The 25,110-nt window shown below is 39.9% G+C and carries 24 protein-coding genes; 16 read left to right on the top strand and 8 right to left on the bottom strand.

Annotated elements, in window-relative coordinates:
- Window positions 1-127 precede the first annotated feature (127 nt).
- The 5 genes from M3182_RS05725 (at window position 128) to M3182_RS05705 (ending at window position 5,169) form a co-directional block, all read left to right on the top strand.
- Complete coding sequence (locus M3182_RS05725) at window positions 128-1,651, top strand: DHA2 family efflux MFS transporter permease subunit (RefSeq protein WP_251426339.1); 1,524 nt, start codon at window positions 128-130, stop codon at window positions 1,649-1,651.
- 257 nt (window positions 1,652-1,908) lie between these two features.
- The gene (locus M3182_RS05720; protein WP_251426338.1) at window positions 1,909-2,421 is read left to right on the top strand and encodes a DoxX family protein; all 513 of its coding nucleotides are present in this window, start codon (window positions 1,909-1,911) and stop codon (window positions 2,419-2,421) included.
- Window positions 2,422-2,715: 294 nt separating this feature from the next.
- Complete coding sequence (locus tag M3182_RS05715) at window positions 2,716-3,447, top strand: ABC transporter ATP-binding protein (RefSeq protein ID WP_251557354.1); 732 nt, start codon at window positions 2,716-2,718, stop codon at window positions 3,445-3,447.
- The gene (locus M3182_RS05710) at window positions 3,444-4,205 is read left to right on the top strand and encodes an ABC transporter permease (RefSeq protein WP_251426336.1); all 762 of its coding nucleotides are present in this window, start codon (window positions 3,444-3,446) and stop codon (window positions 4,203-4,205) included. Before M3182_RS05715 ends, M3182_RS05710 begins: the two co-directional genes overlap by 4 nt.
- Window positions 4,206-4,599: 394 nt before the next feature.
- Complete coding sequence (locus M3182_RS05705; RefSeq protein ID WP_251557353.1) at window positions 4,600-5,169, top strand: transposase; 570 nt, start codon at window positions 4,600-4,602, stop codon at window positions 5,167-5,169.
- Window positions 5,170-5,385: 216 nt separating this feature from the next.
- On the opposite strand, the gene M3182_RS05700 is transcribed toward M3182_RS05705, so the two are convergent.
- Window positions 5,386-6,381 carry a zinc-binding dehydrogenase gene (locus M3182_RS05700; RefSeq protein ID WP_251557352.1) on the bottom strand — a complete coding sequence of 332 codons (996 nt, stop codon included), beginning with the start codon at window positions 6,379-6,381 and terminating at the stop codon, window positions 5,386-5,388.
- Window positions 6,382-6,689: 308 nt separating this feature from the next.
- Between M3182_RS05700 and M3182_RS05695 the strand changes: the two genes are divergently transcribed.
- The 4 genes from M3182_RS05695 (at window position 6,690) to hutG (ending at window position 10,320) form a co-directional block, all read left to right on the top strand.
- Complete coding sequence (locus M3182_RS05695) at window positions 6,690-7,196, top strand: DoxX family membrane protein (protein ID WP_251557351.1); 507 nt, start codon at window positions 6,690-6,692, stop codon at window positions 7,194-7,196.
- 248 nt (window positions 7,197-7,444) lie between these two features.
- On the top strand, window positions 7,445-7,957 hold the full coding sequence (locus M3182_RS05690; RefSeq protein ID WP_251557350.1) for a DoxX family membrane protein: 513 nt from the start codon (window positions 7,445-7,447) through the stop codon (window positions 7,955-7,957).
- 257 nt (window positions 7,958-8,214) lie between these two features.
- Window positions 8,215-8,532 (top strand): antibiotic biosynthesis monooxygenase family protein, encoded by a 318-nt coding sequence (locus tag M3182_RS05685; protein WP_251426331.1) that lies wholly within the window; start codon window positions 8,215-8,217, stop codon window positions 8,530-8,532.
- 825 nt (window positions 8,533-9,357) lie between these two features.
- The gene (gene hutG, locus M3182_RS05680) at window positions 9,358-10,320 is read left to right on the top strand and encodes a formimidoylglutamase (protein ID WP_251557349.1); all 963 of its coding nucleotides are present in this window, start codon (window positions 9,358-9,360) and stop codon (window positions 10,318-10,320) included.
- Between the two features lie 62 nt (window positions 10,321-10,382).
- On the opposite strand, the gene M3182_RS05675 is transcribed toward hutG, so the two are convergent.
- On the bottom strand, window positions 10,383-11,711 hold the full coding sequence (locus tag M3182_RS05675; protein ID WP_251557348.1) for a hypothetical protein: 1,329 nt from the start codon (window positions 11,709-11,711) through the stop codon (window positions 10,383-10,385).
- Window positions 11,712-12,042: 331 nt separating this feature from the next.
- Here M3182_RS05675 and M3182_RS05670 point away from each other — a divergent pair, with 331 nt between their 5' ends.
- From M3182_RS05670 to M3182_RS05650, 5 genes are all read left to right on the top strand, one after another.
- Window positions 12,043-12,204: a hypothetical protein gene (locus M3182_RS05670; RefSeq protein WP_251557347.1), complete on the top strand. Its 162-nt coding sequence runs from the start codon at window positions 12,043-12,045 to the stop codon at window positions 12,202-12,204.
- A 67-nt stretch (window positions 12,205-12,271) separates the two neighbouring features.
- The gene (locus M3182_RS26355) at window positions 12,272-12,421 is read left to right on the top strand and encodes a M28 family peptidase (protein WP_251557453.1); all 150 of its coding nucleotides are present in this window, start codon (window positions 12,272-12,274) and stop codon (window positions 12,419-12,421) included.
- A gap of 2 nt (window positions 12,422-12,423) precedes the next feature.
- The gene (locus M3182_RS05660; protein ID WP_251557346.1) at window positions 12,424-12,573 is read left to right on the top strand and encodes a hypothetical protein; all 150 of its coding nucleotides are present in this window, start codon (window positions 12,424-12,426) and stop codon (window positions 12,571-12,573) included.
- Window positions 12,574-12,576: 3 nt separating this feature from the next.
- A complete protein-coding gene (locus M3182_RS05655; protein ID WP_251557345.1) occupies window positions 12,577-12,780 on the top strand; it encodes a M28 family peptidase in 204 nt (67 codons plus the stop codon).
- A 216-nt stretch (window positions 12,781-12,996) separates the two neighbouring features.
- The gene (locus tag M3182_RS05650; RefSeq protein WP_251557344.1) at window positions 12,997-14,205 is read left to right on the top strand and encodes a M14 family zinc carboxypeptidase; all 1,209 of its coding nucleotides are present in this window, start codon (window positions 12,997-12,999) and stop codon (window positions 14,203-14,205) included.
- A 105-nt stretch (window positions 14,206-14,310) separates the two neighbouring features.
- Here the strand turns inward: M3182_RS05650 and M3182_RS05645 are convergent, their stop codons facing one another.
- Window positions 14,311-18,264: a 5'-nucleotidase C-terminal domain-containing protein gene (locus tag M3182_RS05645; protein WP_251557343.1), complete on the bottom strand. Its 3,954-nt coding sequence runs from the start codon at window positions 18,262-18,264 to the stop codon at window positions 14,311-14,313.
- 349 nt (window positions 18,265-18,613) lie between these two features.
- Window positions 18,614-19,165, bottom strand: a complete 552-nt coding sequence (locus M3182_RS05640; RefSeq protein ID WP_251557342.1) for a competence protein ComK — start codon at window positions 19,163-19,165, stop codon at window positions 18,614-18,616.
- A gap of 290 nt (window positions 19,166-19,455) precedes the next feature.
- Between M3182_RS05640 and galE the strand changes: the two genes are divergently transcribed.
- Window positions 19,456-20,445, top strand: coding sequence for a UDP-glucose 4-epimerase GalE (gene galE / locus M3182_RS05635; RefSeq protein WP_251557341.1), 990 nt, complete (start codon window positions 19,456-19,458; stop codon window positions 20,443-20,445).
- A 43-nt stretch (window positions 20,446-20,488) separates the two neighbouring features.
- Here galE and M3182_RS05630 read toward each other — a convergent pair whose 3' ends face one another.
- From M3182_RS05630 to M3182_RS05620, 3 genes are all read right to left on the bottom strand, one after another.
- A complete protein-coding gene (locus M3182_RS05630) occupies window positions 20,489-22,048 on the bottom strand; it encodes a glycosyltransferase family 2 protein (protein ID WP_251557340.1) in 1,560 nt (519 codons plus the stop codon).
- Window positions 22,049-22,240: 192 nt separating this feature from the next.
- Window positions 22,241-23,140, bottom strand: coding sequence for an alpha/beta hydrolase (locus tag M3182_RS05625; RefSeq protein WP_251426321.1), 900 nt, complete (start codon window positions 23,138-23,140; stop codon window positions 22,241-22,243).
- Window positions 23,141-23,255: 115 nt separating this feature from the next.
- A complete protein-coding gene (locus M3182_RS05620; protein ID WP_251426320.1) occupies window positions 23,256-23,405 on the bottom strand; it encodes a hypothetical protein in 150 nt (49 codons plus the stop codon).
- Between the two features lie 207 nt (window positions 23,406-23,612).
- Here M3182_RS05620 and galU point away from each other — a divergent pair, with 207 nt between their 5' ends.
- The gene (gene galU, locus M3182_RS05615; protein ID WP_251426319.1) at window positions 23,613-24,497 is read left to right on the top strand and encodes a UTP--glucose-1-phosphate uridylyltransferase GalU; all 885 of its coding nucleotides are present in this window, start codon (window positions 23,613-23,615) and stop codon (window positions 24,495-24,497) included.
- Window positions 24,498-24,569: 72 nt separating this feature from the next.
- On the opposite strand, the gene M3182_RS05610 is transcribed toward galU, so the two are convergent.
- Window positions 24,570-25,097 (bottom strand): NUDIX hydrolase, encoded by a 528-nt coding sequence (locus M3182_RS05610; RefSeq protein ID WP_251557339.1) that lies wholly within the window; start codon window positions 25,095-25,097, stop codon window positions 24,570-24,572.
- Window positions 25,098-25,110: the final 13 nt, after the last annotated feature.

The following is a 25,110-nucleotide window of genomic DNA, read 5'->3' as shown; positions in this document are numbered from 1 at the left end:
TTGTTACAAACATGCATTAAAAATAGGGATATTTTAGAATTGCAAAATTTGAACCTGTAGTATAAGATATTGTTTATGTGAAATGGGAGTTCATTAATTTGAACTCAACGTCTAAGGGGGAAAAATAATGGACCAAAAGATCGATGCGACGAAACCGCCTTATGGGATTATAGCGGTTCTCATGGTCGGAGCTTTTATTGCATTTTTGAATAATACGTTATTAAATATTGCACTTCCTTCTATTATGGAGGATTTACATGTTGGGGCGTCTACTGTTCAGTGGATGACTACAGGATTCCAGTTGGTTAGTGGGGTTTTGATCCCAGCAACTGCTTTTCTTATTGAAAAGTATTCTGTTCGGCGTCTGTTTTTAGCAGCGATGGGATTATTTACACTGGGAACCATACTTGCGGGAACAGCACATGTATTTCCGCTCCTTCTCTCCGGTCGAATGGTTCAGGCAGCTGGTACGGCGATCATGATGCCGTTATTGATGAACGTCATGTTGGTCAGTTTCCCGATTGAAAAACGTGGAACGGCAATGGGATTCTTTGGCTTGATCATGATGGCCGCACCATCAATTGGGCCGACGTTATCAGGTTGGATTGTGGAACATTATGATTGGCGTATGCTCTTTCATTTTGTAACTCCAATCGCTGTGACGGTTTTTGTGCTCGGTTTCTTCTTGCTTAAGGATAAGAAAGCAAAAGTCGATATCCGTCTTGATTTTGCATCCTTGTTGCTATCAACAATTGGTTTTGGTGGTTTGCTTTACGGGTTTAGTTCTGCGGGGGATAAAGGGTGGGGAAGTCCACATGTTTATTTGCCAATTATCATTGGAGTCATTGGATTAGTTATTTTTATCACTCGCCAGAATAAGGCGGAACGACCAATGTTAAACTTTGGAGTCTTTCGCTTCCCAATGTTTGCTTTATCAGCTACGATCACAATGGTTGTCAACATGGCGTTGTTTTCAGGAATGTTGCTCTTGCCAATCTATGTTCAGACCATTAGGGGGATTTCTCCGCTTGAAGCTGGAATATTAATGCTACCAGGTGCTTTATTGATGGCTGTGATGTCACCAATAACGGGGAAATTGTTCGACAAATTTGGTGGTCGAATTCTTGCCATCATTGGGTTATCGATTACAGTGATTACCACTTACCTATTTAGTCAATTAACGTTGGAAACGACGTATGGTCACTTAATGGTTTTATATTCGGTGCGGATGTTTGGAATGTCGATGGTCATGATGCCCGTTTCAACAAATGGTTTAAATCAATTGCCAAGACGTTTTTACCCTCATGGTACGGCTATGAACAATACATTAAACCAAGTTTCTGGTGCAATTGGTACGGCCTTATTGGTAACCGTAATGTCAATGCGTACGGAAACACATGCCACAGAGTTGGCTGCAGAAGCAATGAAAAATGCAACAGCGCAACCAACAGCTGCGGCCATGGCAGAAATGGAACAACAAATTCAAATGCAGGCCATGCTAGCTGGAATTAACGACTCCTTCTTTGTCGCAACATTTATCGCGGCAGTGGCTCTAATCCTTGCCTTCTTTATTAAACGGGCAACACAAGCTGAAGACCCGTTAGAAGAAAAGCAAGTGAAAAAAAAAGTAACCACAGCTAAATTGGTATAGGTAAAAAATGGATGGTGCCTGGCACCATCCATTTTTTGGTTAATATCCCCAACCACGGTTTACCAAAAAGATACGAAAGACGGCGACTTTCCCGTCTTTCGATTTCCCATCTATATCCGATTCACATGTTTGCCATAATGTTTTTAACAAATTGTGAATTCATTCACAATGATAATCCTTCTTAGGGGATTTCTGCTATATTTTAAGTGTACTAAATAACTTATAAAAATTTTAAAAGTGAAAGGGAGCGATCGTCTATGTTCGCCACATTTTTAAGAGAAAACAAAATTGTAGCAGGAATTTTAGCTGTTTTACGAATTTGGCTTGGATATGCTTGGATGACGGCAGGTTGGGGAAAATTAACGGGAGGATTCGATGCTTCAGGGTACTTACAAAATGCGATAGCAAATCCTGTTACAGGTCCAGATGGAGCAGCTGTTTACAGCTGGTACGTGAACTTCCTTGAAAGTTTTGCGTTACCAAACATCGAGTTATTCAACTTCATCGTTCCACTTGGTGAGTTCCTTGTAGGTCTTGGCCTAATCCTTGGATGCTTAACAACTGCCGCGATGTTCTTCGGACTTGTCATGAACTTCAGTTTCTTCTTAGCTGGAACGGTATCTCATAACCCTACTGACATTTTCTTTGGATTCATCATCTTGTTTGCGGGCTACAATGCAGGCCGCTATGGCTTAGATCGTTGGGTGATTCCGTTCTTACGTAAAACTTTCAATAAAAAAACAGCACCGGAAGCAAACACAGCTGCTTAAAGAAAATAAGAAAAGCTTGCAGACATAAAAATCTGCAAGCTTTTTCTGTTGAGCTTAAGTTTGCATCCTAACGAGGGGGAAATTAGAATAAGAAAGAACATACTCCAGCACACTGGGTACCAGGTGTGCTATTTAGTTTTTAAAGATAAGGATGTTTGTAAGAATGGATTGTTAATCCGTTAAAAAATTTTAGTCGTCATGTAAATGATTTTGCAAGCTTCTCACAGTGTAATGTAGCTATAAGCCGGAGAATTTTGTAAAAAAAGGGTTTTGCAAAAAGGATGTGTTATTAAATTGAATGAACATTATAAGCCAGCGATTCACTTTCACCAAGTACAGTACTCGGTGGAGAATTTACATATTCTAAAAAATGTCACTGGCTCGTTCCCTGAAGGGAGAATTACCACTTTAGTAGGGCCTTCGGGGGCGGGTAAATCTACGTTGTTAAAGCTTTGTAATGGGTTATTGTCAGCTGATTCAGGGGATATTTTTATCCAAGATAAAAATATTAACGAATATGAACCGGTTGAGCTAAGGAGAAAAGTTGGAATTGCTCTTCAAAGTGCTCCAATGGTGAGAGGCACTATTTTTCAAAATCTTTCATTGCCGATGAGTCTTCAAGGAAAAACCTTATCTGAGGCTGAAGCAGCTGATTTATTAGAAGATGTTGGACTTAAAAAAGAACTTTTACATCGGAACACACAGGATTTATCTGGAGGGCAACGTCAAAAGGTCTCAATTGCGCGTACGCTCGTGAATCGTCCGCCAATCTTATTACTTGATGAAATCACCTCGTCACTAGACCGGACGTCGACCCAAGATATTGAAGAGTTGATTGTAAAAATTAATCGCAAATATGGGACAACCATGATTTGGATTACTCATAACCTTAAACAAGCAATTGATGTAGGCGATTATACGTGGGTCATGATGGAAGGGGAAGTGGTTGAAACTGGAGAGAGCGAACTGCTAAAAACGCCAGAGAATGAAAGGGTTCAGCGCTTTGTAAAGGGGGAAGGAGAATGACTTACCTATCCTTATCTATCACCTTAATTTTTGTTCTGATTCCACTTGTCTTATCAAAGACACTGAAGCTAGGGTTAGAAAAAGACACAATGATTGCCACTGTTCGTTCAATCGTTCAGTTGCTCGCGATTGGTTATGTTCTTCAATTTGTTTTTGATACAGAGAACTACCTTTTCATTTTTTTAATGGTTACGCTTATGATTGTCACCGCGACATTGAATGTGCGTAAAAAAGGAGCAGCTATCCGGGGGATCACTTGGAAGGTAGCTGTCACCCTTATTTTTGTCGAGCTTCTCACACAAGGCATATTATTAGGGTTTGGAATCACCCCGCCGACAGCACAATACATCATTTCCATCAGTGGGATGGTGATAGGGAACTCGATGGTCCTAGCGATTCTATTCCTGAACCGCTTTACATCAGAGGTGGAGGCTAGGGGAGAGGAGACAGAACTGATTCTCTCTCTTGGGGGGACACCGAAGCAAGCAATTCATAACCAGCTGACACAAGCAATAAAGGCGAGCATGATTCCTACGATTGAGAGTCAGAAAACAGTAGGGCTTGTCCAATTGCCTGGGATGATGAGCGGACAAATCATTGCGGGGGCTTCCCCAGTACAAGCCGTCCAATTCCAGTTGCTCATCTTATTTCTAATCTTAACAAATGCCGCAGTTACCAGCGTAATGCTCGGATATCTATCCTATCCGACTCTCTTCAACGAACGCATGCAAGTACTTAAGACGAAAAATGGAAAATAAATGGATGGTGCCTGGCACCATCCATTTATTTTCCATCTAGGTTTATACTAACTCTACTTATAGATGCTAGGTTATAATAGAAAGTGGACGGAGGATTGTACCCATTCATAGGAGGTGAGCCAGAAAAATTTGTATTAGCTTCAATCCTACTTCTTCTCTCAACCCTTCAAATAATGCGCTTTAAATCTTTATCCCACACTACGGTCGTTTACCTGTTCGATTGATTTACAGTACCGTTCTCTTGTTTTGTACACTTATTTTAAGATCGTTAGATGAAAGTCCACGGCGAGCTTTAATTAAATTTAAAACAATTAACCCAAACGTAGTACTTAACCCCGAGAATTGAATGATTGCCTCAAATTCTCCTCAACAAAATAAGGAAGGATGGTTTTCCTTGGGACGAAAACGAAGAGAAAATGTTCCTAATGCTTATCATCATGTGTATGCCAGAGGGAACAATCGCAAACAGATTTTCTACGATGAAACAGATATCAGCCAAGCCTATCGCTTATTGAACATGATCCACAACGAAACCCCGATTGATCTTGCCGCATACTGCTTTATGTCCAACCATTACCATTTTATGATAAAATCCGAGAATGAAACCATTTCTAAGGTGATGGGAGCCTTTAATAAACGTTATACAGATTATTATAATCGTAGATATGATTGCATTGGACATGTGTTTCAGCAACGATTTAACAGTTCCCCAATAGACGATACGTTTGGACTTCTTCAAGTTAGCCGTTACATTCACCAAAACCCAATCAACACCAAATATCCAATGGTCAAAAAAATGGAAGACTATCCATATAGCAGTTATCAATTTTATAAAACCGGAACTGTACCACCATATGACTTCATCAACCTTCACTCCATTGCTGAACTCCTACCAGGCGCAAACCTCCAATATTATTGCGAATACGCAGAAAGCCCAGACAGGGGATTTAAACTTTCGTGGTAGCTCCAATTCATATAGCAGTGTAAGCACAGCAGATTCAGCTGGCGTGCGGATAGGCGGGTTTGGAAGTTAACTGGAAGGTGCCAGGCACCATCCAGAAAATTGGAAAGTGACTTTTTCTAGTAATTAGGAAGGACATAATTCCAAGGAAAGTGGGAAGGCATCACCCAGTATTAACGGGTGATGCCTTATTTATGATGGCCACAATGGCACAATTAACTATTCTTCAATATAAAATCCGATTTTACCTAATTGCTTAGCCTCGTCAAGTCGCTGAAAGGCTTCTTGGTATTGGTCAAGTGAATACATTTGATCCATAACAGGCTTGATTTCATGTTTGCTAATAAATTGAATCATTTCCTCAAATTCTTCAGCACTTCCCATAGTAGAACCTAGCAAATTAAATTGGCCGTAGAAAAACTCCCGTAAATTCAGATTTACCATGTCCCCAGTAGACGAGCCAAATGTGACGATGGTACCGCCTTTACGGAGTTGCTTTAAAGATTGATTAATTGTAGCAGCTCCGACGGATTCAATGACAAGGTCCATTTTCACACCGCCTAGTGCTTGTTCCCAATTCTCACTGCTGTCAATTGCCATTTTAGCCCCTAGGTCAAGAGCCTTCGCACGTTTTTCTTCAGAACGTGAAGTAACATAAACATCCGCCCCGGCAGCAAGAGCAAACTGTAATAAAAATGTTGCAACTCCGCCACCGATACCTGGGATCAGCACCTTCATACCTGATTGAAGCTTGCCTCTAGTGAATAATGCTCGATAAGCAGTTAAGGCCGCCAAAGATAAAACTCCAGCTTCATCCCAAGATAAATGGGCAGGTTTAGCGACTGCATTTTCGGCAGGTACAATGATTTTTTCCGCAAAGGTGCCATGATCGGGTAACCCGACAATTTCAAAACCTTCTGGAGGAGCATCACTCAATTCCTTCCAACCAAGCCCAGGATTAATAATCACCTCGTCACCAATCGTAACACCTGTTACACCATCGCCAACTGCCTCAATAATTCCAGCCCCATCTGATCCGATGATCAGTGGAGGATCTGTTGGTTGATGGCGGTTTAGGGTAAATAAATCTCGATGGTTTAACCCTGCTGTCTTCAATTTAACACGTACTTCACCAGGACCAGGAACGCTTTCCGGCAATTCTCCATAGGATAATCCTTCAATTCCTGCCTTTTCTGCATGAAACAATGCTTTCATCCAATCACTCCTAAATTATGTATATCTCCATCATACTTTGAATTTTTTGATAAAAAAACCATTCTGCCTTAAAACATGATTCGTTCTTAGTGATTTTTTACATTAGAAGGTTGGCACGATGTGGTTGATAACACCTATTTTGATGGGGAAATCCTCTCAAAATGATGCTTTGACATAATTTAGACAAAATGATTTTAACAAATTGTGAACTTATTCACATAAGCACCATTTTTAAGTTGGAAACTGATATATTATGAGTGTAAACAAACAAAACAAATTTAATAAGAGATTGAAAGGAAGCGATCAATATGTTCGCAACAGTATTAAGAGAAAATAAAATTGCAGCCGGATTTTTAGCCGTAATACGGATATGGCTTGGATATAACTGGATGACAGCAGGTTGGGGAAAACTAACGGGAGGATTCGATGCATCAGGCTTTTTACAAAATGCCATTGCGAACCCGGTGATGGGTCCAGATGGTGCGCCTGTTTACAGCTGGTATGTTAACTTCCTTGAAAGCTTTGCATTGCCAAACATCGAGTTGTTTAATGTCATCGTTCCGCTAGGTGAATTTCTCGTAGGTCTAGGCTTATTACTAGGTTGCTTAACAACAGCCGCAATGTTCTTCGGACTTGTCATGAACTTCAGCTTCTTCTTAGCTGGAACAGTATCTCATAACCCAACAGATATTTTCCTAGGCGGGATCATCCTGTTCGCAGGATACAACGCAGGTCGCTACGGCTTAGACCGTTGGGTAGTCCCATTCCTAAACAAAACTTTCAAAAAGAAAACAAACGCAACAATAAATAACTAAACGTGGTTCCAAGGCACCTGGAGGCTTTAACACCTGTGGTTTTCCCAGTTCCTTACCAGGTGCCAGGCACCATCCAATAAATTTCCATAAGTGGATTACTTTGCTACATTCACACAATAGCCATAATGTTTTTAACAAAATGTGAACTTTGTCACACTAACACTTTTTATATAAAAGAATCTGATATATTCAAAATGTACTAAAGAACTTATTCATTTAAAAATTGAAGATGGAAGGAAGCGATCGTTATGTTCGCAACATTATTAAGAGAAAACAAAATTGTAGCAGGGTTATTGGCCGTTATTCGAATCTGGCTTGGATATAACTGGATGACAGCAGGTTGGGGAAAATTAACTGGAGGATTTGATGCATCAGGCTTTTTGCAAAATGCGATTGCTAACCCTGTAATGGGTCCAGATGGTGCGCCGGTTTACAGCTGGTACGTTAATTTCCTAGAAAGCTTTGCGTTACCAAACATTGAGTTGTTTAACTTTATTGTTCCATTAGGTGAGTTTCTAGTAGGTTTAGGCTTATTACTAGGTTGCTTAACAACAGCGGCAATGTTCTTCGGACTTGTCATGAACTTCAGCTTCTTCTTAGCAGGAACAGTATCTCATAACCCAACAGACATCTTCTTAGGAGCCATCATCTTGTTTGCAGGTTACAACGCAGGCCGCTATGGTTTAGACCGCTGGGTGATCCCATTCCTACGCAAAACATTCAATAAAAAGCTAGACAAAACTGTAAGCGAAACTGCTTAACCCCTAAATATTACCAGGTGCCAGGCACCATCCAGGATTTGTAAATATCAATAAAGCCGAAGTTAGTTCCCCCACTAATTTCGGCTTTTATTTATAGGAAAGGGAAGAGGATATAAATGAAGCGACGTGCGATAATGTAAATGATGTAAATATCTAAAAAAATAGTTGGTAATGAGAATCAATATCATTTAAACTGGGAATATAGCAAAATGAAATGAACCTTATTAAAAATAGATATACAGGGAGCGAAAACAAAAATGTTTGTTCAAATGAGAAAAATGGTTGTTAAAGAAGGCTTCTCAGATCAAGTGGTAGAACGTTTCAGTGGGAAAGGCTTAGTTCAGCAACAAGAGGGATTTATTGATTCCACTGTAATGGTGAAAAAGGTTCGACGTGGCGATGAGGAAGTTGTTGTATTAACTCGCTGGGAGTCTGAAGAGCATTGGAAGCAGTGGGAGAAGAGTGACGCCCATATTGCAGGACATAAAGCAAAATTGGGTCAACCAAAACCAGAATACCTTATTAGTTCTGAAGGAGCTAAATACGAAGTAAAAGCCGTAAAACTTCCTAAGTAATTTCCAGGTGCCAGGCACCATCCAATAAATTTCCAGCCAGGACTTAAGAAATAGAGCTAAATCAGAGCATAAAAAGAACACGACCTAATGTTGATTAGATTGTGTTCTTTTTTTGTCTTTGGAATGAATTCATGGGGCGTGGGTTCATCTCCTTCGACTATTTTGTTTAGCTTGGTCAATATAGGAAACATATTTTAATAGAAGAAAATAGGGCCAGAATACAACGTATAAGGTATTTCTCCCAACTTCCCTGAGGGTTGTTGCTTCTTTAAACAACAAAACAACGAAACCTATCAGTAAATAAAGGGTTAACTCAAGTAGCATCACTTCCACTCCTTTAACACCTTTATTCCAGTTTATACAGGAATGAATTTTTGGTGACGGTTGGAAAAGCTGGACAAACTTTAGCGTTTAATTTATTTTTTCGGTGTTATAAAAATTTGCTCACAATACAAATAACCTGAAACCCAGTGAAATGCCAGAAACCATAATTGACCTAAAGGCTGTCTTCTAAAGATTCCTGATCAATAAAATACGGTAAGTGTAACTTTGAAACCAAACAATTTGAGTAGTAAAAAGATTACAGCACCATGTAGGGGCAGGGGGACAAGTGAAACCTCTAGCGAGTATCGCCAAAAGTATTAGGATGACTAAGCTAAAAAAGTCACTCCAAACTTCAAATTTGTGTTTAAGCGATAAAAAAGCATGATAAAAAGAATTTAATCAAACGTTTGATTAAATAAAATTCAGGGTAATGAGGGTATTGGTAAAACCTTTTCGCATGATTATACTTAAGATAAAACTCCGATTAGTGAAGGAGGAGCCATGTATATTCATCCATCTAAAAAGAATTGGCGAGGAAGAGTTGACTCAGATACAGATTTCTTTTCTTTTCGGTATCATCAAAAGGTTAACCTGGCAGAAATCCCTCATTTAAACACTGATAAAAATACATCAAAAGCATTTGGAATCCTTGGTTTTCAATGCGATGAAGGGGTCCGTCGCAACAATGGTCGAATGGGGGCAGCAGATGCTCCTGATAAAATTCGCTCCGCTTTAGCTAAGCTTCCATGGGCATTCCCTGAAAACACGACGGTTTACGATGTGGGAAACATTAAATGTGAGAACGAGAGAATGGAAGAGGCTCAAGCAGAGTTAGGGAACGCTGTTCAGCATCTACTTAAAAATAATGCAACCCCAGTCATTCTTGGTGGGGGGCACGAAACATTTTACGGCCACTATCTTGGGGGAAGGAAAGCGGTAGGTTCAGAAGCTAAAATTGGGATCATCAATCTTGATGCACACTTCGATCTACGGCCATACGATAAGCAATCCTCTTCTGGTACGATGTTTAGACAGATATTAGAGCAGGATTCAAACTGTGGATATTTGGTGGTTGGCATTCAACATCAGGGAAATACATTGGCTCTTTTTGAAACGGCGAAAAAACACCGAGTTCAATTTTTATTAGAAGAAGAGTTATCGATGACGGAACTTGAACGAATAAAGGGTCAAATCTGTGCATTTGCGGCAAGGCATGACTACATCATACTCACATTATGTATGGATGCATTTAGTTCTGCCTATGCACCGGGCGTCAGTGCTCCGTCTCCATTTGGACTGGAACCAAAGCTTGTTCGAGCTTTAATTCGCTACATTGTTTCAAATAAGAAACTTATGTCCTTTGATGTTTCAGAAGTCAATCCGCTTTACGATGAAAATAACAAGACTGTTCAGCTAGCCGCTTATCTCATTCATGATGCATTATTGAACTTTCATTCAAATTAACATATAAAATAAGAGCTCCCAACCGACGTAGGAAGGGAGCTTTCATCTTTTTCTACGACTTTCTAGTTCATCTCTGTGTCATAGCTTCGATAACCACGAGTAAACTTCGTACCAAATTCCTTACCCGCAACAACCTCAGGATTTAAAATATCATCTCCTTCTGGTCTGTTCCCTTCTTTTACCCATTGAACGAGGTCAGCGAAGGCTTCACTTTCTTCGGCAGGATTAAATCCACAATGCTGAACGTCTCGAATAACCCGGGTAACCAGTAACTCGCCATTGCCGTTTTCTTCAGCTCTTTCAGCATGAAGCTGCTGCATATGAAAAGGAACAAATAAATCTCCGACATTATGCAAGGACACCATTGGGATCTTATGTGTTCCATTGACCTTTGGCACACCTGTTAAGCCTTGTTGTTTTGTCTGCGGGTCACTAGTGACACGTACAACCGCATCATTCAGAGCCTTTTCTTCAGCTGATAATGTACTCATGTCATCATCAAACTGGTAAACTGAGTCGGTCGTGTTAACAACATTTCCGGCCGCTACACCATAATCACTCCGATCTGGAAGCTGACCTAAAAGGAAAGTTTTGTAGCTATCAAAGGCAGCGTCAAATAAAGGTCGTTCGCCACCAGTTAGATTCTTGGTTACGCTTTTCAGAGTTTCCCCTTTTTCGGTTAATTTCCCGTTAATCCCAAGTTGAGAAATAATTTGCGGAACAGTTTTAGAAGTATACTCCTCATCTGAAAGGGTCTTCTGTTTATCCTTCTCAATTCCGATTAGGGATTGCGCAACAACATTGTAGTCCGTAAAGAAATCAAACAACTCTGTATCACCCGTTACACCACACATTGGCATGGCGCCATCATACGAATTTTTATACTGTTCAGCCATAACCGCTGTAATATGACCACCCATTGAGTGTCCAGTAACATAAGTGCGCGAGGGCTTTCCAACCTTGCCATTAAAAAGAGAACCCAGCGCATGAGTATCCTTAGCTCCCTGAGCTACATCATAACCATTCGTGCTATAACTTGAAGCGGCCCAAGCATACCCATTGTCTAGTAAATATTCTCTTAGATTAGTAGGATTACTTACAGTCAGCTCAAGCCCAGTGCCACGAAAACCGTGCGCGTATAACACTAGTTCTCCATTCCAGTTTTTTGGTACCTCTATCCGATATCCTGCGCCCTTAAGTACACCCCAAAAACGATCGGTTTCATAGCCTGGTAAAGCTTCAAAAGGGAGTTTTGACTCATCCACGTAATAGGGGATAGTCGACTGGTTTTGAGCTTTTAGAGATCCATTCGACGATGGTGCAGCAAAACTAGTGGTTCCTGAAAAGATTAATGACACACCTAATGTAACGGCTAAGACTGTTTTTTTCATTAAGATATTTCCCTCCTTTTAACGGTTATCGTAATAATTTTGTAATATTCAGAAAAATAATACAATCAGTCTTTTAGCCTATCATTCTAATAGTAAAAGAAGACAATGGTTGTTTATAGATTTATTTTGTGGTCCTATTAACCTATTCTATAAAAATGGTTCAACAAAAGGTAACAAATTCCAGCAGTGTGGTGAAGAGAATCTGAGTGAAAAGTCATTTTTTATGAAGAACTTTCCCGGGAAATGTAGAAATATTAGCGTTTACATAAAAAACTCCCATTCAATAATTACTAGAATGAAAAAATAGGAGGATTTTGGTGTATAAGAAGTTATGGCCACAATTAAAGTGGAGGGTTCCGGCTTCGTTGAAAAAACCGCCTACAACGTAATTGCAAAAATGAAGCCGCACAAAAATAAAGACCCGGGACAAGTTGTCATGATTGGTGCACATCATGATTCCGTGGCAGTGGCCCTTGCGCTAACGATGATGTAACAGCTGTTTTAGAGCTTGCGAGAGTGATGGCCAATATGCCAAAGGATACTAAGCTTCGCTTAGTCACATTTGGCGCAGAGAAGAGAAAGGACTTCTAGGATCCTATCATTATGCAGGAAGTCTTAGTGAAGAAGATGCTGATCGGATCGTTGCTCACTTCCAAATGGACATGGTAGGAGCTAGAGATGCGGGGGAGATCATCCAGCAGGTGGATTAATCATGTATACAATTGACGGCAGTAAGAATCTTGTAACAGACCTTGGTTCTGCCGCCGGTGCCAGAACGGCAGCCGATACAGTCATCCCATATGGACAGTTAGGTCGCAGTGACCATCAACCATTTCATGAGTTAGGGATCCCGGCAGCATGATTCATGCATTCGCCATTAGAATCTACTTACCATACCCCTGATGATACGCTTGATAAAATTGACAAAAACAAACTTCAAGAAGCAGCCGAAATCGTTGGAGCTTTGGTCTACCAAATTGCTAGACCGGATACACCAGCGTTAGAACATGCAAGGGTGGCACCAGGTCCAGTTGATTATGATTTCAATGATTGTCCTCCGGGTGCTTAATACAACAATAGAATAAAAGTGTCTGGAGCTAAGTGTGTACGTGAGCATTATGCTTCAGGCATATTTTTATTAATTCTATCATCTATTATTTTAGAAAATAGGATAAAAGTATCATTTTATCTGAATATTAAAATAGTTAAAACTAATCAAGAATTTACCAGTTGCATTTCCTATACTTAGGATGTACATAACAATCGCGACAAGGAGATGGTAAATATGAAAGGGAAGAAGCTATTAGCTGGAGTAAGTGCTTTGGCATTGTGTGCTAGTTTAGCGGCGCCGACATTTGCGAGTAATTCTCCTAATGGGAATCTATCAAATAGTAACCAAGTCTATTCTGTAAATGGTTTTACTGACTACAAGCAAATGGTAGATCGACTTCACCAAATTGTGAACAATAGCCAAGGTAGAGTTGCCTTAGAAGTAGTGGGGCAGTCTAACCAAGGCAGAGATATTTATCAAGCACGAGTTGGTACTGGGGATAAAGTGATTTTAATTGAAAGTGAAATTCACGGGAATGAAAAAACAGGAACAGAGGCAATCTTGAATATTCTTCAATATTTAGGTTCTAGCAATTCGCCTGAAGCGAAGAAAATTCGCGAAGAGGTTACTTTAGTGGCTTTACCAAAAATGAATCCTGATGCATCTGAATTAGATCGTCGTGGGAATGACATGTCATGGGCAGAAGTTCAAGCTCAGTTTCCACAACTAGCTGAAGTTGGGCCGACATGGAATTATTACACATCGAGCAACATGCAGCAACGTGATTACTCCGAGCGTCCAGGCTTTGACGTCAACCGTGATTTTAATCCAGATTTAAACTATGTCCCTAAAGCAGGAGATGTACCTGGAGCATCCAACCAGCCTGGCTGGTACCTCACTCCAGAATCACAAACAGTAAGGGATGTTTATAAGGCTCTTCAAGCGGAGTTTGGCAAAGTAGATGTTTTTATTGACTTACATCACCAAGGACAGTACTACGTCGAAGGCACAGATGATCTATTCACTATGTCTTTATCCGCTGACTTTGTCCCAGATCCAAATACAGCAGAGGGAGCTAAATACGCAAAGTACGCTGACAATTTTAATTTAGAGTACTCCAAGCAGTTAAATCTAGCAGCATACAATGCGCTACAATCACTTGGAAACAGCTCACCGTTTAACAATATCACACTGTATAGTCAAAACTTAGACCTTCCAGGAACTGCTCTAGGAAGCTTTGCTTTAAACGGTAGCGGTACAATTCTCTTTGAAGTAAGAGGTCAGTCACATTCGCTTGGTCAAAAGAAAAAAGGTCAACTAGTTAAAGCTGTTGAGACTGGTCTATACGGGATTATTAATGGAGTGACCGATGGCTCAGTAGAACAACTAGATCCGAAAGAATACGATCAGATTCCTCGTACGAGCTATCAACCAGGTATTTAATCATATAACGTTTTATAAACCAAAAAGAATCCCGCCTGAAAAATCAGGTGGGATTCTTTTGTTTAAATAGCTAAATACCTTTTAAAGACATTTGAATTGGCAAATCTAATTCTTAGATTCAACAACTACATCCTTGTTTGGCTTTTTACCTGGGTTCACCTCAGGGTTATGTCCAGGGTTTTTGTCTCGATTTTTTCCTGGGTTTTCATCAGGATTTTTACCTGGATTTTTGTCTGGGTTTTTACCAGGGTTCACCTCAGGGTTTTTGCCAGGGTTTGTACTTGGCTCTTCACCAGGCTCTTCACCAGGTTCTTGACCAGGTTCCTCACCTGGTACAGTACTTACGTCTACAATACGACCTTCCACTTCAGTTGGAATCTTGTCTAAGCTTACGAGATGATCTCTGAAGTTTTCCCAGTCGGATAGACCAAGGTCTGTCACACGTCCTTCTTCATAGGCTTTCGCAAAGACATCATAACCATCTCCGCCTTTAGCTGTGAAAGCATTTGTTGCGATGGTGTATGTTTCCTCGTCTTGAACTTCTACATATTCACCGTTATCATCTAAATATTTTACGGAAACGACACGTTCGCCAGCTGGTTTCGTAGAATCAAATTCAACTTTACCACCAGCAAGATGCAAGAAACCGCCATTTTCCGCTGGATAATTACCAACACTGATTTCAAATGCTTCTTTTAACTCAGCACCAGTAAGGTTCATGGTAGCTAATGTATTACCGAATGGTAGAACTGTAATTACTTCACCAACAGTGATTGGCCCAGCATCAATGGCTGCACGGATCCCACCACCGTTTTGGAGTGCCATAATGACATTTTCACCAGTAAATGATTTAGCTTTTTCAAGCATTCCATCAGTAATCAAGTTACCTAGGATGGTTTCATTTTTGCGTACACTCGGTTTTGTATTATCACCATCTGTACGTGGGTTTTCTAATGCGATTTCAGTTGTTACACCAATCTCTTGTTGTGCCACTTCATTAACTTTTGTTTTGTATGGCTCTAAAACCTCAACAGCTTTTGGGTCTGCTACCTGGTCCTTAATAGGAACGAGTTGACCTGAATGTGCTGCGATTACACCATTTTTGTCAAATTCGACATTAAGTACACCTAAGTTGCTATTCCCATTTCCAGTTTGGGCAATAACCGTCGGTGTTTCGTCTTTCGCTACTACTGTTGGTTCATTTAAAGCAGTGTGGCTATGTCCACCAACGATAATGTCAATGCCTTCAACTTTTTCTGCAAGGATTAAGTCGTTATCAATTGCGGCATTGTCATCATACCCGATATGGGTTAGGGCAATAATTTTATTAACCCCTTGTGCTTCTAGGTCTTCAACAGCCTTTTCAGCAGCAGCAAGGTAGTTTTCAAATGCGATGGAGCCTGGGCTAGAAATATCGGCAGTTTCCTCAGTCGTTAACCCGAAGATCCCGACTTTCTCACCATTTACTTCTTTAATGATGCCATCATAGATTTGGCCATTTTGCGCATCTGCAGCAACTAAATCATTGAAGAGACCATTGAATAGTGCATCTTGTGAAAAATCAACGTTTGCACTCACAAATGGGAACTCCGAACCTTTGATAAAGTCTACTAATCTAGCATGTCCTTCAGAGGAAGAACCTAAATCGAATTCATGGTTACCAAATGTCATCGCATCAAAGCCCATTAAATTCATTAAATCTAAGTCCGCTTTTCCTTGGAATTCATTGAAATATAGGGTTCCAGTGAATGCATCGCCTGCATGGAGAAGAAGAGCATTTGGATCTTTCGCGCGTTCTTCCTTTACAGCTGTAACAGTTTTAGGCATATTGTCTAAAGCTGCATGCGTATCATTTGTGTGAAGAACTGTTAAGTCAAAGTTTTCTGTTGCCCTTTCACCTAAATCAAGCTGAGCTAATACTGGATCATGGTCACTTGCACGTCCATGTTCCTCCATAAATGGAGAGTTGATGTGAACGATGTCCACTTCTGCTCCGGCAGCAAGATTGTTTGTGACAAGGATATGATCAAGAACTTGAGAGTTTCCTTGATAGTTATAAGTAAATCTTTCTGCAGCAGGAACCTTTTCAATCAAGTTTGTTAGTTCACTGCCTTTTAGTGTTTGAATCGGATTTGAGAATTCAAAGTCATTTAAATCACCCATGACAACAACATTTGCATCTGGGTTTTCCTTTTGAACATCTTGAATAAAACCATTGACGATAGTTGCGATTTGGACACGTTGTGCTTCACTGCCAAGAACAGGTGGTTGATTTTTACCAAAGACTGGTTGGTCGCCACCTTTAGAGTTAAAGTGGTTGTTGATCACGATAACCTCTTCACCATTGAACTCAAACTCAGCAGCAAGTGGTTTACGGCTGTCATCGAATGCAGCATTAGTAGGGTCAATTCTTCCTGGGTTCAATGTTAATGAACCATTTTCATACGTAACTGCATCAGAAGCGCCACCTTTTTCTGCTTCAGCAAGAGTTACGCGTTCTGGATTATAAAGGAAACCTACACGAATGTTTCCTCCTGGTTGTCCACCATCGACTTTATTTTCTGGTGCAATGTCAGTCCACTCATATGCCGGGCCGCCATTCGCTTTAATTGCTTCAATAAGAGTTTCATAGCTTTGAGAAGCATCCGTTGTTCCACTATCCGTTGGGCCATCATTATCTTGAACTTCAACTAACCCAAGAATGTCAGGAGAGTTTAAGTTATTGACAATAGACTTAGAGATCTTTTCTGTTTTCTCCGTTTCGCCAGCATGATAGTTTTCCATATTATAAGTTGCAATGCTAAGCTTATCTGCATCTTTAGCTAGCTCAGCAACTTCTGGTTTGTAATCACTTTCGATGAGCTTAGGAAGTGAGTTTTTATCTGTTAAAATCTTAAAGTTTTGGAATGTGTAGGTTACAACCCCTGTAACAGTTCCATCTAATTTGTCACCAATTTTTGCGACAAAATTATTGTCATCAAATAGTAGGTGCAATCTTTCAGGATTTGAATTATCCTCTTGCAGTGGAAGACCACCTGGTGTAGTATAGGTTTTTCCAGCTACTTTTTCCGCAATGACAGGAAGCTCACCGTATTTTTGCGGACCAACAGCAATTGGATCTTTAACGGCAACTAGCATTCCTTCGATGCTTTCATAAAAGTCAATACCATCTTGTTCTGGATCAAATTCACCAAATTGATCGTTATCAATGATTTGAGTTGGAGGAGTAATGTCTTCTCCGATAACAAGTGGTTCAGGGACAACTTGTCCGTTAGCAATAACTTCAACTGTACCACGGTCTGCATTAATTTCAGTTGTAGCTAGGTCTGTTTGAAGCTTGTCACTGTAACCTGCAATCACCCACTCTTTAACTTGACCACTAACACTAACGTGGTCGCCAACTTTAACGCCGTGGTTCTTTTTATAAACGAGGATTCCTTCAGATGTGTTTGGATTTTCATCAGGGTTTGGATCTTGGATGTAGAAATTGTTTATATCTTCGACAAAAGTAACAATTCCTTCAACCCCGACTACATTTTGTTCTTTATATGGAGAGTCATGGCCGTTTCCTTGAATTTGGTTGATTTTAAGGCCTTCTACACCTTCAACAGGTGGATTTTCCGGAATTGAGCCGTCGAAGCTGTATTCCGATACACCCTTTAGACCTGGGATTCCGAAGTAAGGTTCAAGGGATCCTTTAAGGTATACTTCTTTTCCGTATAAATCAGAATTCGCCTTTAAATTTAAGGCATCCCTAACAGCTCCCTTAGGTAGTTGAACTGGAAGGATTTTAGATGGATCTGTTTCATTTACATTGTCCGCTATAGCAAGATTTGTATCTTCCGTAAATGGAGCTTCTTGGTCAAAGTTAGTTTTAGAAATGGTCGTACCAACAATATACCCCTTCACAGTCGCAGTACCAGAGTTATTCTCAATCGCTTCAGCAACCGTAATATACCCCTCATCTGCACTAACAACTTGCGCAACTGGTGCGAGATATCCAACGATTAATGAAAAGATTGCCGTTAGGATCAACCATTGTTTCTTAAATATCTTCAAGCTTTTTTCCTCCTCTAAAATTCATTTGAATTTCCCGATGTACTACTTAAAACGCAACAAATAGGAGAGTTCGTTCTCACTCCCTGAAGTTAAAGATATTCCTGAAACATTTTTCTCCATCTCATCCCTCGCTTTTGCTAGAAGAAGTTTGGTAGTTTTAAAACTTCCTATAGTTTGGTAGGTTTTGAATTTCCAATTTAATAATAGCAATACAAACTACATTACTCTACAAAAAATTACAAATTCCTCATATATTTACAAAGTTTAAATATTCTTAAAAATACTTAATAAACTTGTAAACTTAGCTAACATAAAATACTAATTGGAGCAAAAATAATGGGTGGGTTTTTTATTCAAAGTCTCCTTCTTTCATAAGCTCAATCCCTGTTTCCCGACAATATTCAACCTCAATCTTGTCTAAAGATGGACGATAGTCTAGACCAAGATTTCTGTCCAAAATGGTATATCTCCATTTATTTGCAGCATCCATTTTGGATTTCAGATGATTTGTTCTTAAAGGAAGGAGGAGGGTTCGACCATTCTGGAAATGAACGATTGTTTGAACTCCTAAGTTTTCAAGAGTATCAATTTGCTGGGTATTAATAAAATAACAATCGGTTTTTAACTCATCTTTCGAGGGAAAAAAGCAGACAGTATTAGTAGGATTAGCGATAAACACGCCTGTCTTTGTCGTACCTAGGAAACTGCTAGCTGCTTTACGTGCTCCTTCAAAGTCATACCCATAGAAACCCAATGTATCCTCAAACAGTTCTTCAGGACTTTTCTTAATAAGAAAGAGCCTTTTTTTCTCCATTACAAGTGTATAATGAATTCCTTTGTGCATAACTTTTTTCATCCAGTAAGTATGATCGTTAACTAAGTAATGGTTATAAATAAACATTGAGCACCTCTTTTGTGAAATGTTAGACCAAATATACAAAAACTCAAAAAGCCCTTTCAAAAAGATACTACCACGTCCGATTTTCCTATTCATCAGTTCTCCCACATATTTCAAAATATTGACATAAACCGACAAAAATCATCACTCTCTAAAATTCGGTGGAATAGAAAAAATCGCGTTTCTTTCTTTTTATTAGAATCTTCCTTGTCAAAACCACTTGAACGGGGGAAAATAAACAAAGGTAAAAAATCTTTCAGAATGAACATGGCTTTTTAAATGGAGGGAAATGAATGAGTATTCTAGTGCTAGGTGGGGCCGGTTACATCGGTTCACATGCAGTATATCAATTGATTGACCAAGGTTATGAGGTAGTAGTTGTTGATAATTTATTAACTGGTCACGAGCAAGCAATCCACCCAAAAGCAAAGTTTTATAAAGGCGATATTCGTGAAAAAGCCTTTTTACAAAATGTCTTTAAAAGCGAGAGCATTGATGGGGTGATTCACTTTGCTGCGAGTTCGTTAGTAGGCGAGTCGATGACCAACCCAATTAAATATTTTGATAATAATGTGTACGGCACCCAGGTCCTACTTGATGTCATGACGGAATATGATGTAAAGAATATTGTCTTCTCATCCACAGCAGCAACGTACGGGGAACAAGAGGTAATGCCAATTACGGAAGAAATGGCGACAATTCCGACGAATGCATACGGGGAAACCAAGTTGACGATGGAAAAAATGATGAAGTGGTGCGACCAGGCACACGGTATTAAATTTGTTTCATTACGCTATTTTAACGTTGCAGGTGCTAGGTCCACTGGTGAAATAGGTGAAGACCATGATCCAGAAACACATTTAATTCCAGTTGTTCTCCAAGTCGCTCTTGGTCAACGTGAGTTCATTTCCATCTTTGGCGATGATTACGACACTGAGGACGGTACATGTATCCGCGATTATATCCATGTTGAGGACTTAATTGATGCGCACATCCTTGCATTACGCTATTTGCATGACGGAGGCGACAGCAATGTGTTCAATCTTGGTTCAAGCCAAGGCTTTTCGGTAAAAGACATCATTGACACTGCTAGAGAAGTTACCGGACATCCAATACCAGCAAAAACCGTTGAGCGCCGAGCGGGCGACCCTAGCAGTTTGATTGCTTCCTCAGCAAAAGCGAAGGAAGTATTAGGGTGGAATCCTAAACGAACTTCGATTCACCAAATCATTCAAGATGCGTGGAACTGGCATCAGAATCACCCAAACGGATACAATGGCTAAAAAAATGGAGCCCGACCTAATAACTTAAGGTTGGGCTCCATTTTTAATGAGTTTTTAAAGCGACGTTTGAATAACCTGTTTGAAAAAAAGTAAATTCTCGGCCATTAAAATGCTGTTGTAACTTTGTTTGCTCGTTTTTTCGAATATTTACTTTCATATAGTCTTTGTACCGCAGGAAAATCGAATAATTCCCCTGTGGAATTCCGGATAGTTGAATGAGGTCGATAACCAGATACCCAGTTCCCTCAGAATCAACTTTTACTGGCAACGAAAACTCGACATGTGCATCATCCCACTTTTGGATAAAAATATCACAAATGTCGTGAATATGATCGCCGTAAACTTTAAATTGGAGAATATACTGATCTTCTTCAAAAAAGTCGCGTACTGCTTCAGCATACATGGGCAGTCGAATAGACTGTTCATTTCCTTCATTTAAAGGAACCACGGTATAAGGAAGATTTTCTTTTATCATAACCTTCTTGACCTTTTCGTTCTTATCCCACCCAATTAGTGCTTCTAAATCTTTATATTGTTTGTTTTGAAGGAGGGTGAAAGCTACCTTGTTTGTAGGCTGAAAAAATTCTTCAGAGAATTCATATTCGAGATTTTTCGTTGTTTTTAATACTTGGTTAAACTTGCGGTAATACAACGGTTTCAGGCTCGTTTTTTCAAAATGAGGTGTTTTAAAAAGGCGATTAATCGAATCGAATTCATATAAACGATTGAGAATGACCTTCTTTTTATCCATCGCTAAATCTTTATTTAAAATATAATCGATGACTTTCAGATTACAATCCGTTTTATGGATAATATTTGTTTGATTTGTTAATCGTGTTTGAGCATTGTTTAGCCGGTTTAAATAATAGATAGGTTCTCTTGTTGTTGAGAGCGATTGACTGTGGATTAACACGTCAATAAAAAACTGTTTGTCTTCGGCAAACTTCATTTCCGGGAACCGAATGTGATGATTCTTGATCACACTCGTGCGAATCATTCGCGCCCGTGGCCCTAAATGATGACAAATATGTGGGATCGAAAAGGGGGCGACACTTCGTCTTTCTTTGCATGACTCGTGTTCACCGATTGTTTTTGTTTTCTTGTTTTCTACCTGAATTGTTTTCCCGACAACATAATCATCACCAGTTTCCTCTAATATCTGGTAAAGTGTCTCTAAACCTGTAGACTCTAACCAATCATCCGCATCTAAAAAAGTGATATAGTCCGATTTGCAAAGTTCAATTCCGATGTTCCGAGGTTTACCTGGTGTACCAGTGTTTGAGGCTAAAAAGACTGCGATAATTTGCTCAAACCGTGCTGAATAGTCGATGAGGATATCCCTTGTGGAGTCCGTTGATTTATCATCGACTAAAATATATTGAATGTTATCGATTCCAAGTGACTGATTTAAAACAGAATCGATGGTCTTTTTTATGAATTTTTCAGCATTAAAAACTGGTGTGACGACGGTAACCTTAGAATTTTTAGCGGGAACCTTGTCATGGACAATATAATAACCATGCTGGTTGTATGGGTACTTCGTTTTATGTTGGTTGTGTTCAAACCATTTTGATTGAACAAGTTTAGAAACCCTTTTGATCATGCTTTTCGCTCCAATATAATATACTATTGGCATTTTGGACGAAAACAATGGTTTCTATTCGAATGTGTTTTGGAGTAAATGGAGGGAGAAGGGGATTGAGCCTGAAAAATAAATTCGTGCATGCTCAAAAGTGGGGAACACTTAAGAACATACACGAATATCAAGAATTAGTGAAAAATGACTTGTAGTAAGTTAAACGGATGCTTGCGCTTTGCTTTTAACAAACTCGCCAATTTCCTTTATTGCTTCAAATGCTTCTGGCATGTTGAACTGTTGAAAAACATGCCACATTTCGCCCCAAATTTTAAATGAGACCTCTACGCCGGCTTCACGAGCACGCTCCACTAAACGGACTGCATCGTCAAGTAAAATTTCATGGTCGCCAACTTGAACAAATAACGGTGGTAGACCTTGCAAATCAGCGTAAATTGGAGAAACGATGGGATTGCGTCGGTCTGTAAGTCCAAGGTAAAGACTAGGAGTCTGTCGCGTCGGTTCGGGACTTAACCAAGGGTCAACCTCGGCACGACTCTCCATAGAAGCACCCGTTCCTGCTAGGTCTGTCCAAGGTGAAAGCAAGACAGCAGCTGCAGGTTGAGCTTCTCCAGCTTCTTTTAACGATAAAAGCAATGAAAGCGTCAGACCACCACCGGCAGAATCTCCTCCAATGACTACTTGATTAGGAGAAAATCCTGTAGAAAGCAACCATCGATATGCGGTCAATGCATCTTCCACAGCTGCAGGATAAGGATTCTCCGGTGCAAGACGATATTCTATGACCAATACCCGACATCCTGAAGCGCGAGAAATTTTCGATGCTAAATCCCGATGCGTATTGCAGCTTCCCATAATATAAGCGCCACCATGTAAGTAAAGAAATACTTGATCAGTTGTTGCATTCGGTGCACTGACCCACTCAGCAGGCATACCCTCAACCGTTAGCTTTTCAACGGTTAAATCTTGAGCTAAGGGATTAAGGGCAGTGAGTGCTTCCAAGCCTTTTCGTGCGTCAGCAAGTGATTGTCCAGGTTTTTGGGCCGCAACACTTGCTTTTAATAGTTGTCGAATCATAATACTTTCTTGACTAGCCATGTTCTCTTTCCCCTTTCTAATTTTAACTCTATTGTAAAATTGGTAGAAAAAAAGACCTGCGTTTAAACAGATAGACTTCTTTTCTAAGTTCGTTCCAGCGAATCATTTCCACACCTTACTTCACTAAATCACTCTTTCCAGACCAGATTCGTTTGCGAGGCTGTTTCCCCATTTTGATAAAAATTTGGCCTTCCTTTGAACGAAAGAATTTAATTCCGATGAAGCTTAGTGGAGTAAAAATCTCCTTCATATGAATCAGAGGCATCCTAATCTACTCCTACTTTTCGTTTAAGTCTATTCTACCACTTCAACGGAAGATTTTGAATAATCTACCAATAAAATGTTCTTTTTTTCGAACGAGGATATTTACAGAGCCATAGTATCTTTCTTGATCTGTTATTTGTTAAAATAACAATATAGTCACTAAATTTTCCAAAAGCAAAATATTATTTCATGCAAAGGAGAACTGAAGATGAATAAGGTTAGAAAAGCAATCATTCCAGCTGCGGGGTTAGGGACACGTTTCCTGCCAGCAACAAAGGCAATGCCAAAGGAAATGCTGCCGATTGTTGACAAACCAACCATTCAATATATTGTCGAAGAAGCAGTTGAATCTGGAATTGAGGACATTATCATTGTAACGGGGAAAGGGAAGCGGGCAATCGAGGACCATTTTGACAGTGCAACAGAGCTAGAAAACAACTTATTAGAGAAACAAAAATACGAATTGCTTGAAACAGTACAAAGCATTTCAAATATGATTGATATTCATTACATCCGTCAAAAAGAACCAAAGGGACTAGGACATGCGATTTTATGTGCGCGTAAGTTTATTGGGGATGAACCGTTTGCTGTTCTGTTAGGGGATGACATTGTTCAGGCCGAAAAACCTTGCTTAGCACAACTAATGGATGAATATAATAAGCGTTTTTCATCCGTCATTGGGGTCAAAAGAGTACCAGAAACGGAAACACATCGGTATGGAATTATTGACCCAAATGAATCAGACGGCCGGATTTTCCAAGTGAAGAACTTTATTGAAAAGCCTGCACCTGGTACAGCTCCATCGAATTTAGCAATTATCGGTCGATACATACTAAATCCAGAAATCTTCATGTTCTTGGAAAAACAAGAGGTTGGGGCTGGAAATGAAATCCAATTAACAGATGCAATTCAACAGCTCAATAAAATTCAACGCGTGTTTGCTTATGAGTTTGAAGGAAACCGTTACGATGTCGGAGAAAAGCAAGGCTTTATTGAAACGACCATCGAGTTTGCGTTGCAAAGACCTGATCTTCGTGATGAGTTATTGCGGTATATGGAAGAGAAACTAGAACAATATACTAAATCACACTAAATAAAAAGCCTGAAATGAGGGTTGCTCTCATTTCAGGCTTTTTTAAGTATAACTGCGTCTCTCTGTGTTAGTTTAATCCGTTTTAAACTTATATCTCATTACCGCTGCCAGCCCTGCACCATGGTTAAACTCACCGTTGGTAATCAGTGATTTCAATTTCTCCATACTGACTTTTTTGACCTCGATTTGTTCACTATTTTCCAATTGTTGTGAGGTCGGTGTTAATCCAGCGGCAGCAAATAGGAAAATCTCTTCATTTGTTGAACCAGGGGAAGGGTAGAAGCTTCCTAGTTCAAGCCAATGCTCAGCACTATATCCTGTTTCTTCTTCTAGTTCCCGCTTGGCTGTGTCTAACGGGGAAGGGTCACTTGGATCAATTGCTCCAGCTGGTAACTCCCATTGCCAGCTTTTTAAGGCATGACGATATTGTTTTAAACAGAGAATGTCATGGTCAATGGTAATCGGGAGAATACAAACTCCTTTGGCAAACTGTAGGTAAGAGAATGTTTTCTCGTCTCCATTAGGGAGGGTAACCTCGTCCACAATGACCTCAAAACGATCTACTTTTTGAGTGGTTGTTTTGTTTATTTTCCAAGTCAAAATCTTATTCACT

The sequence above is a fragment of the Mesobacillus maritimus genome, assembly GCF_023715205.1.
GTDB classification, from domain to species: Bacteria; Bacillota; Bacilli; order Bacillales; family Cytobacillaceae; genus Mesobacillus_B; species Mesobacillus_B maritimus_C.
Note: the sequence above shows the minus strand (reverse complement) of the source record. Positions and strands in the feature narration are given on the sequence as shown.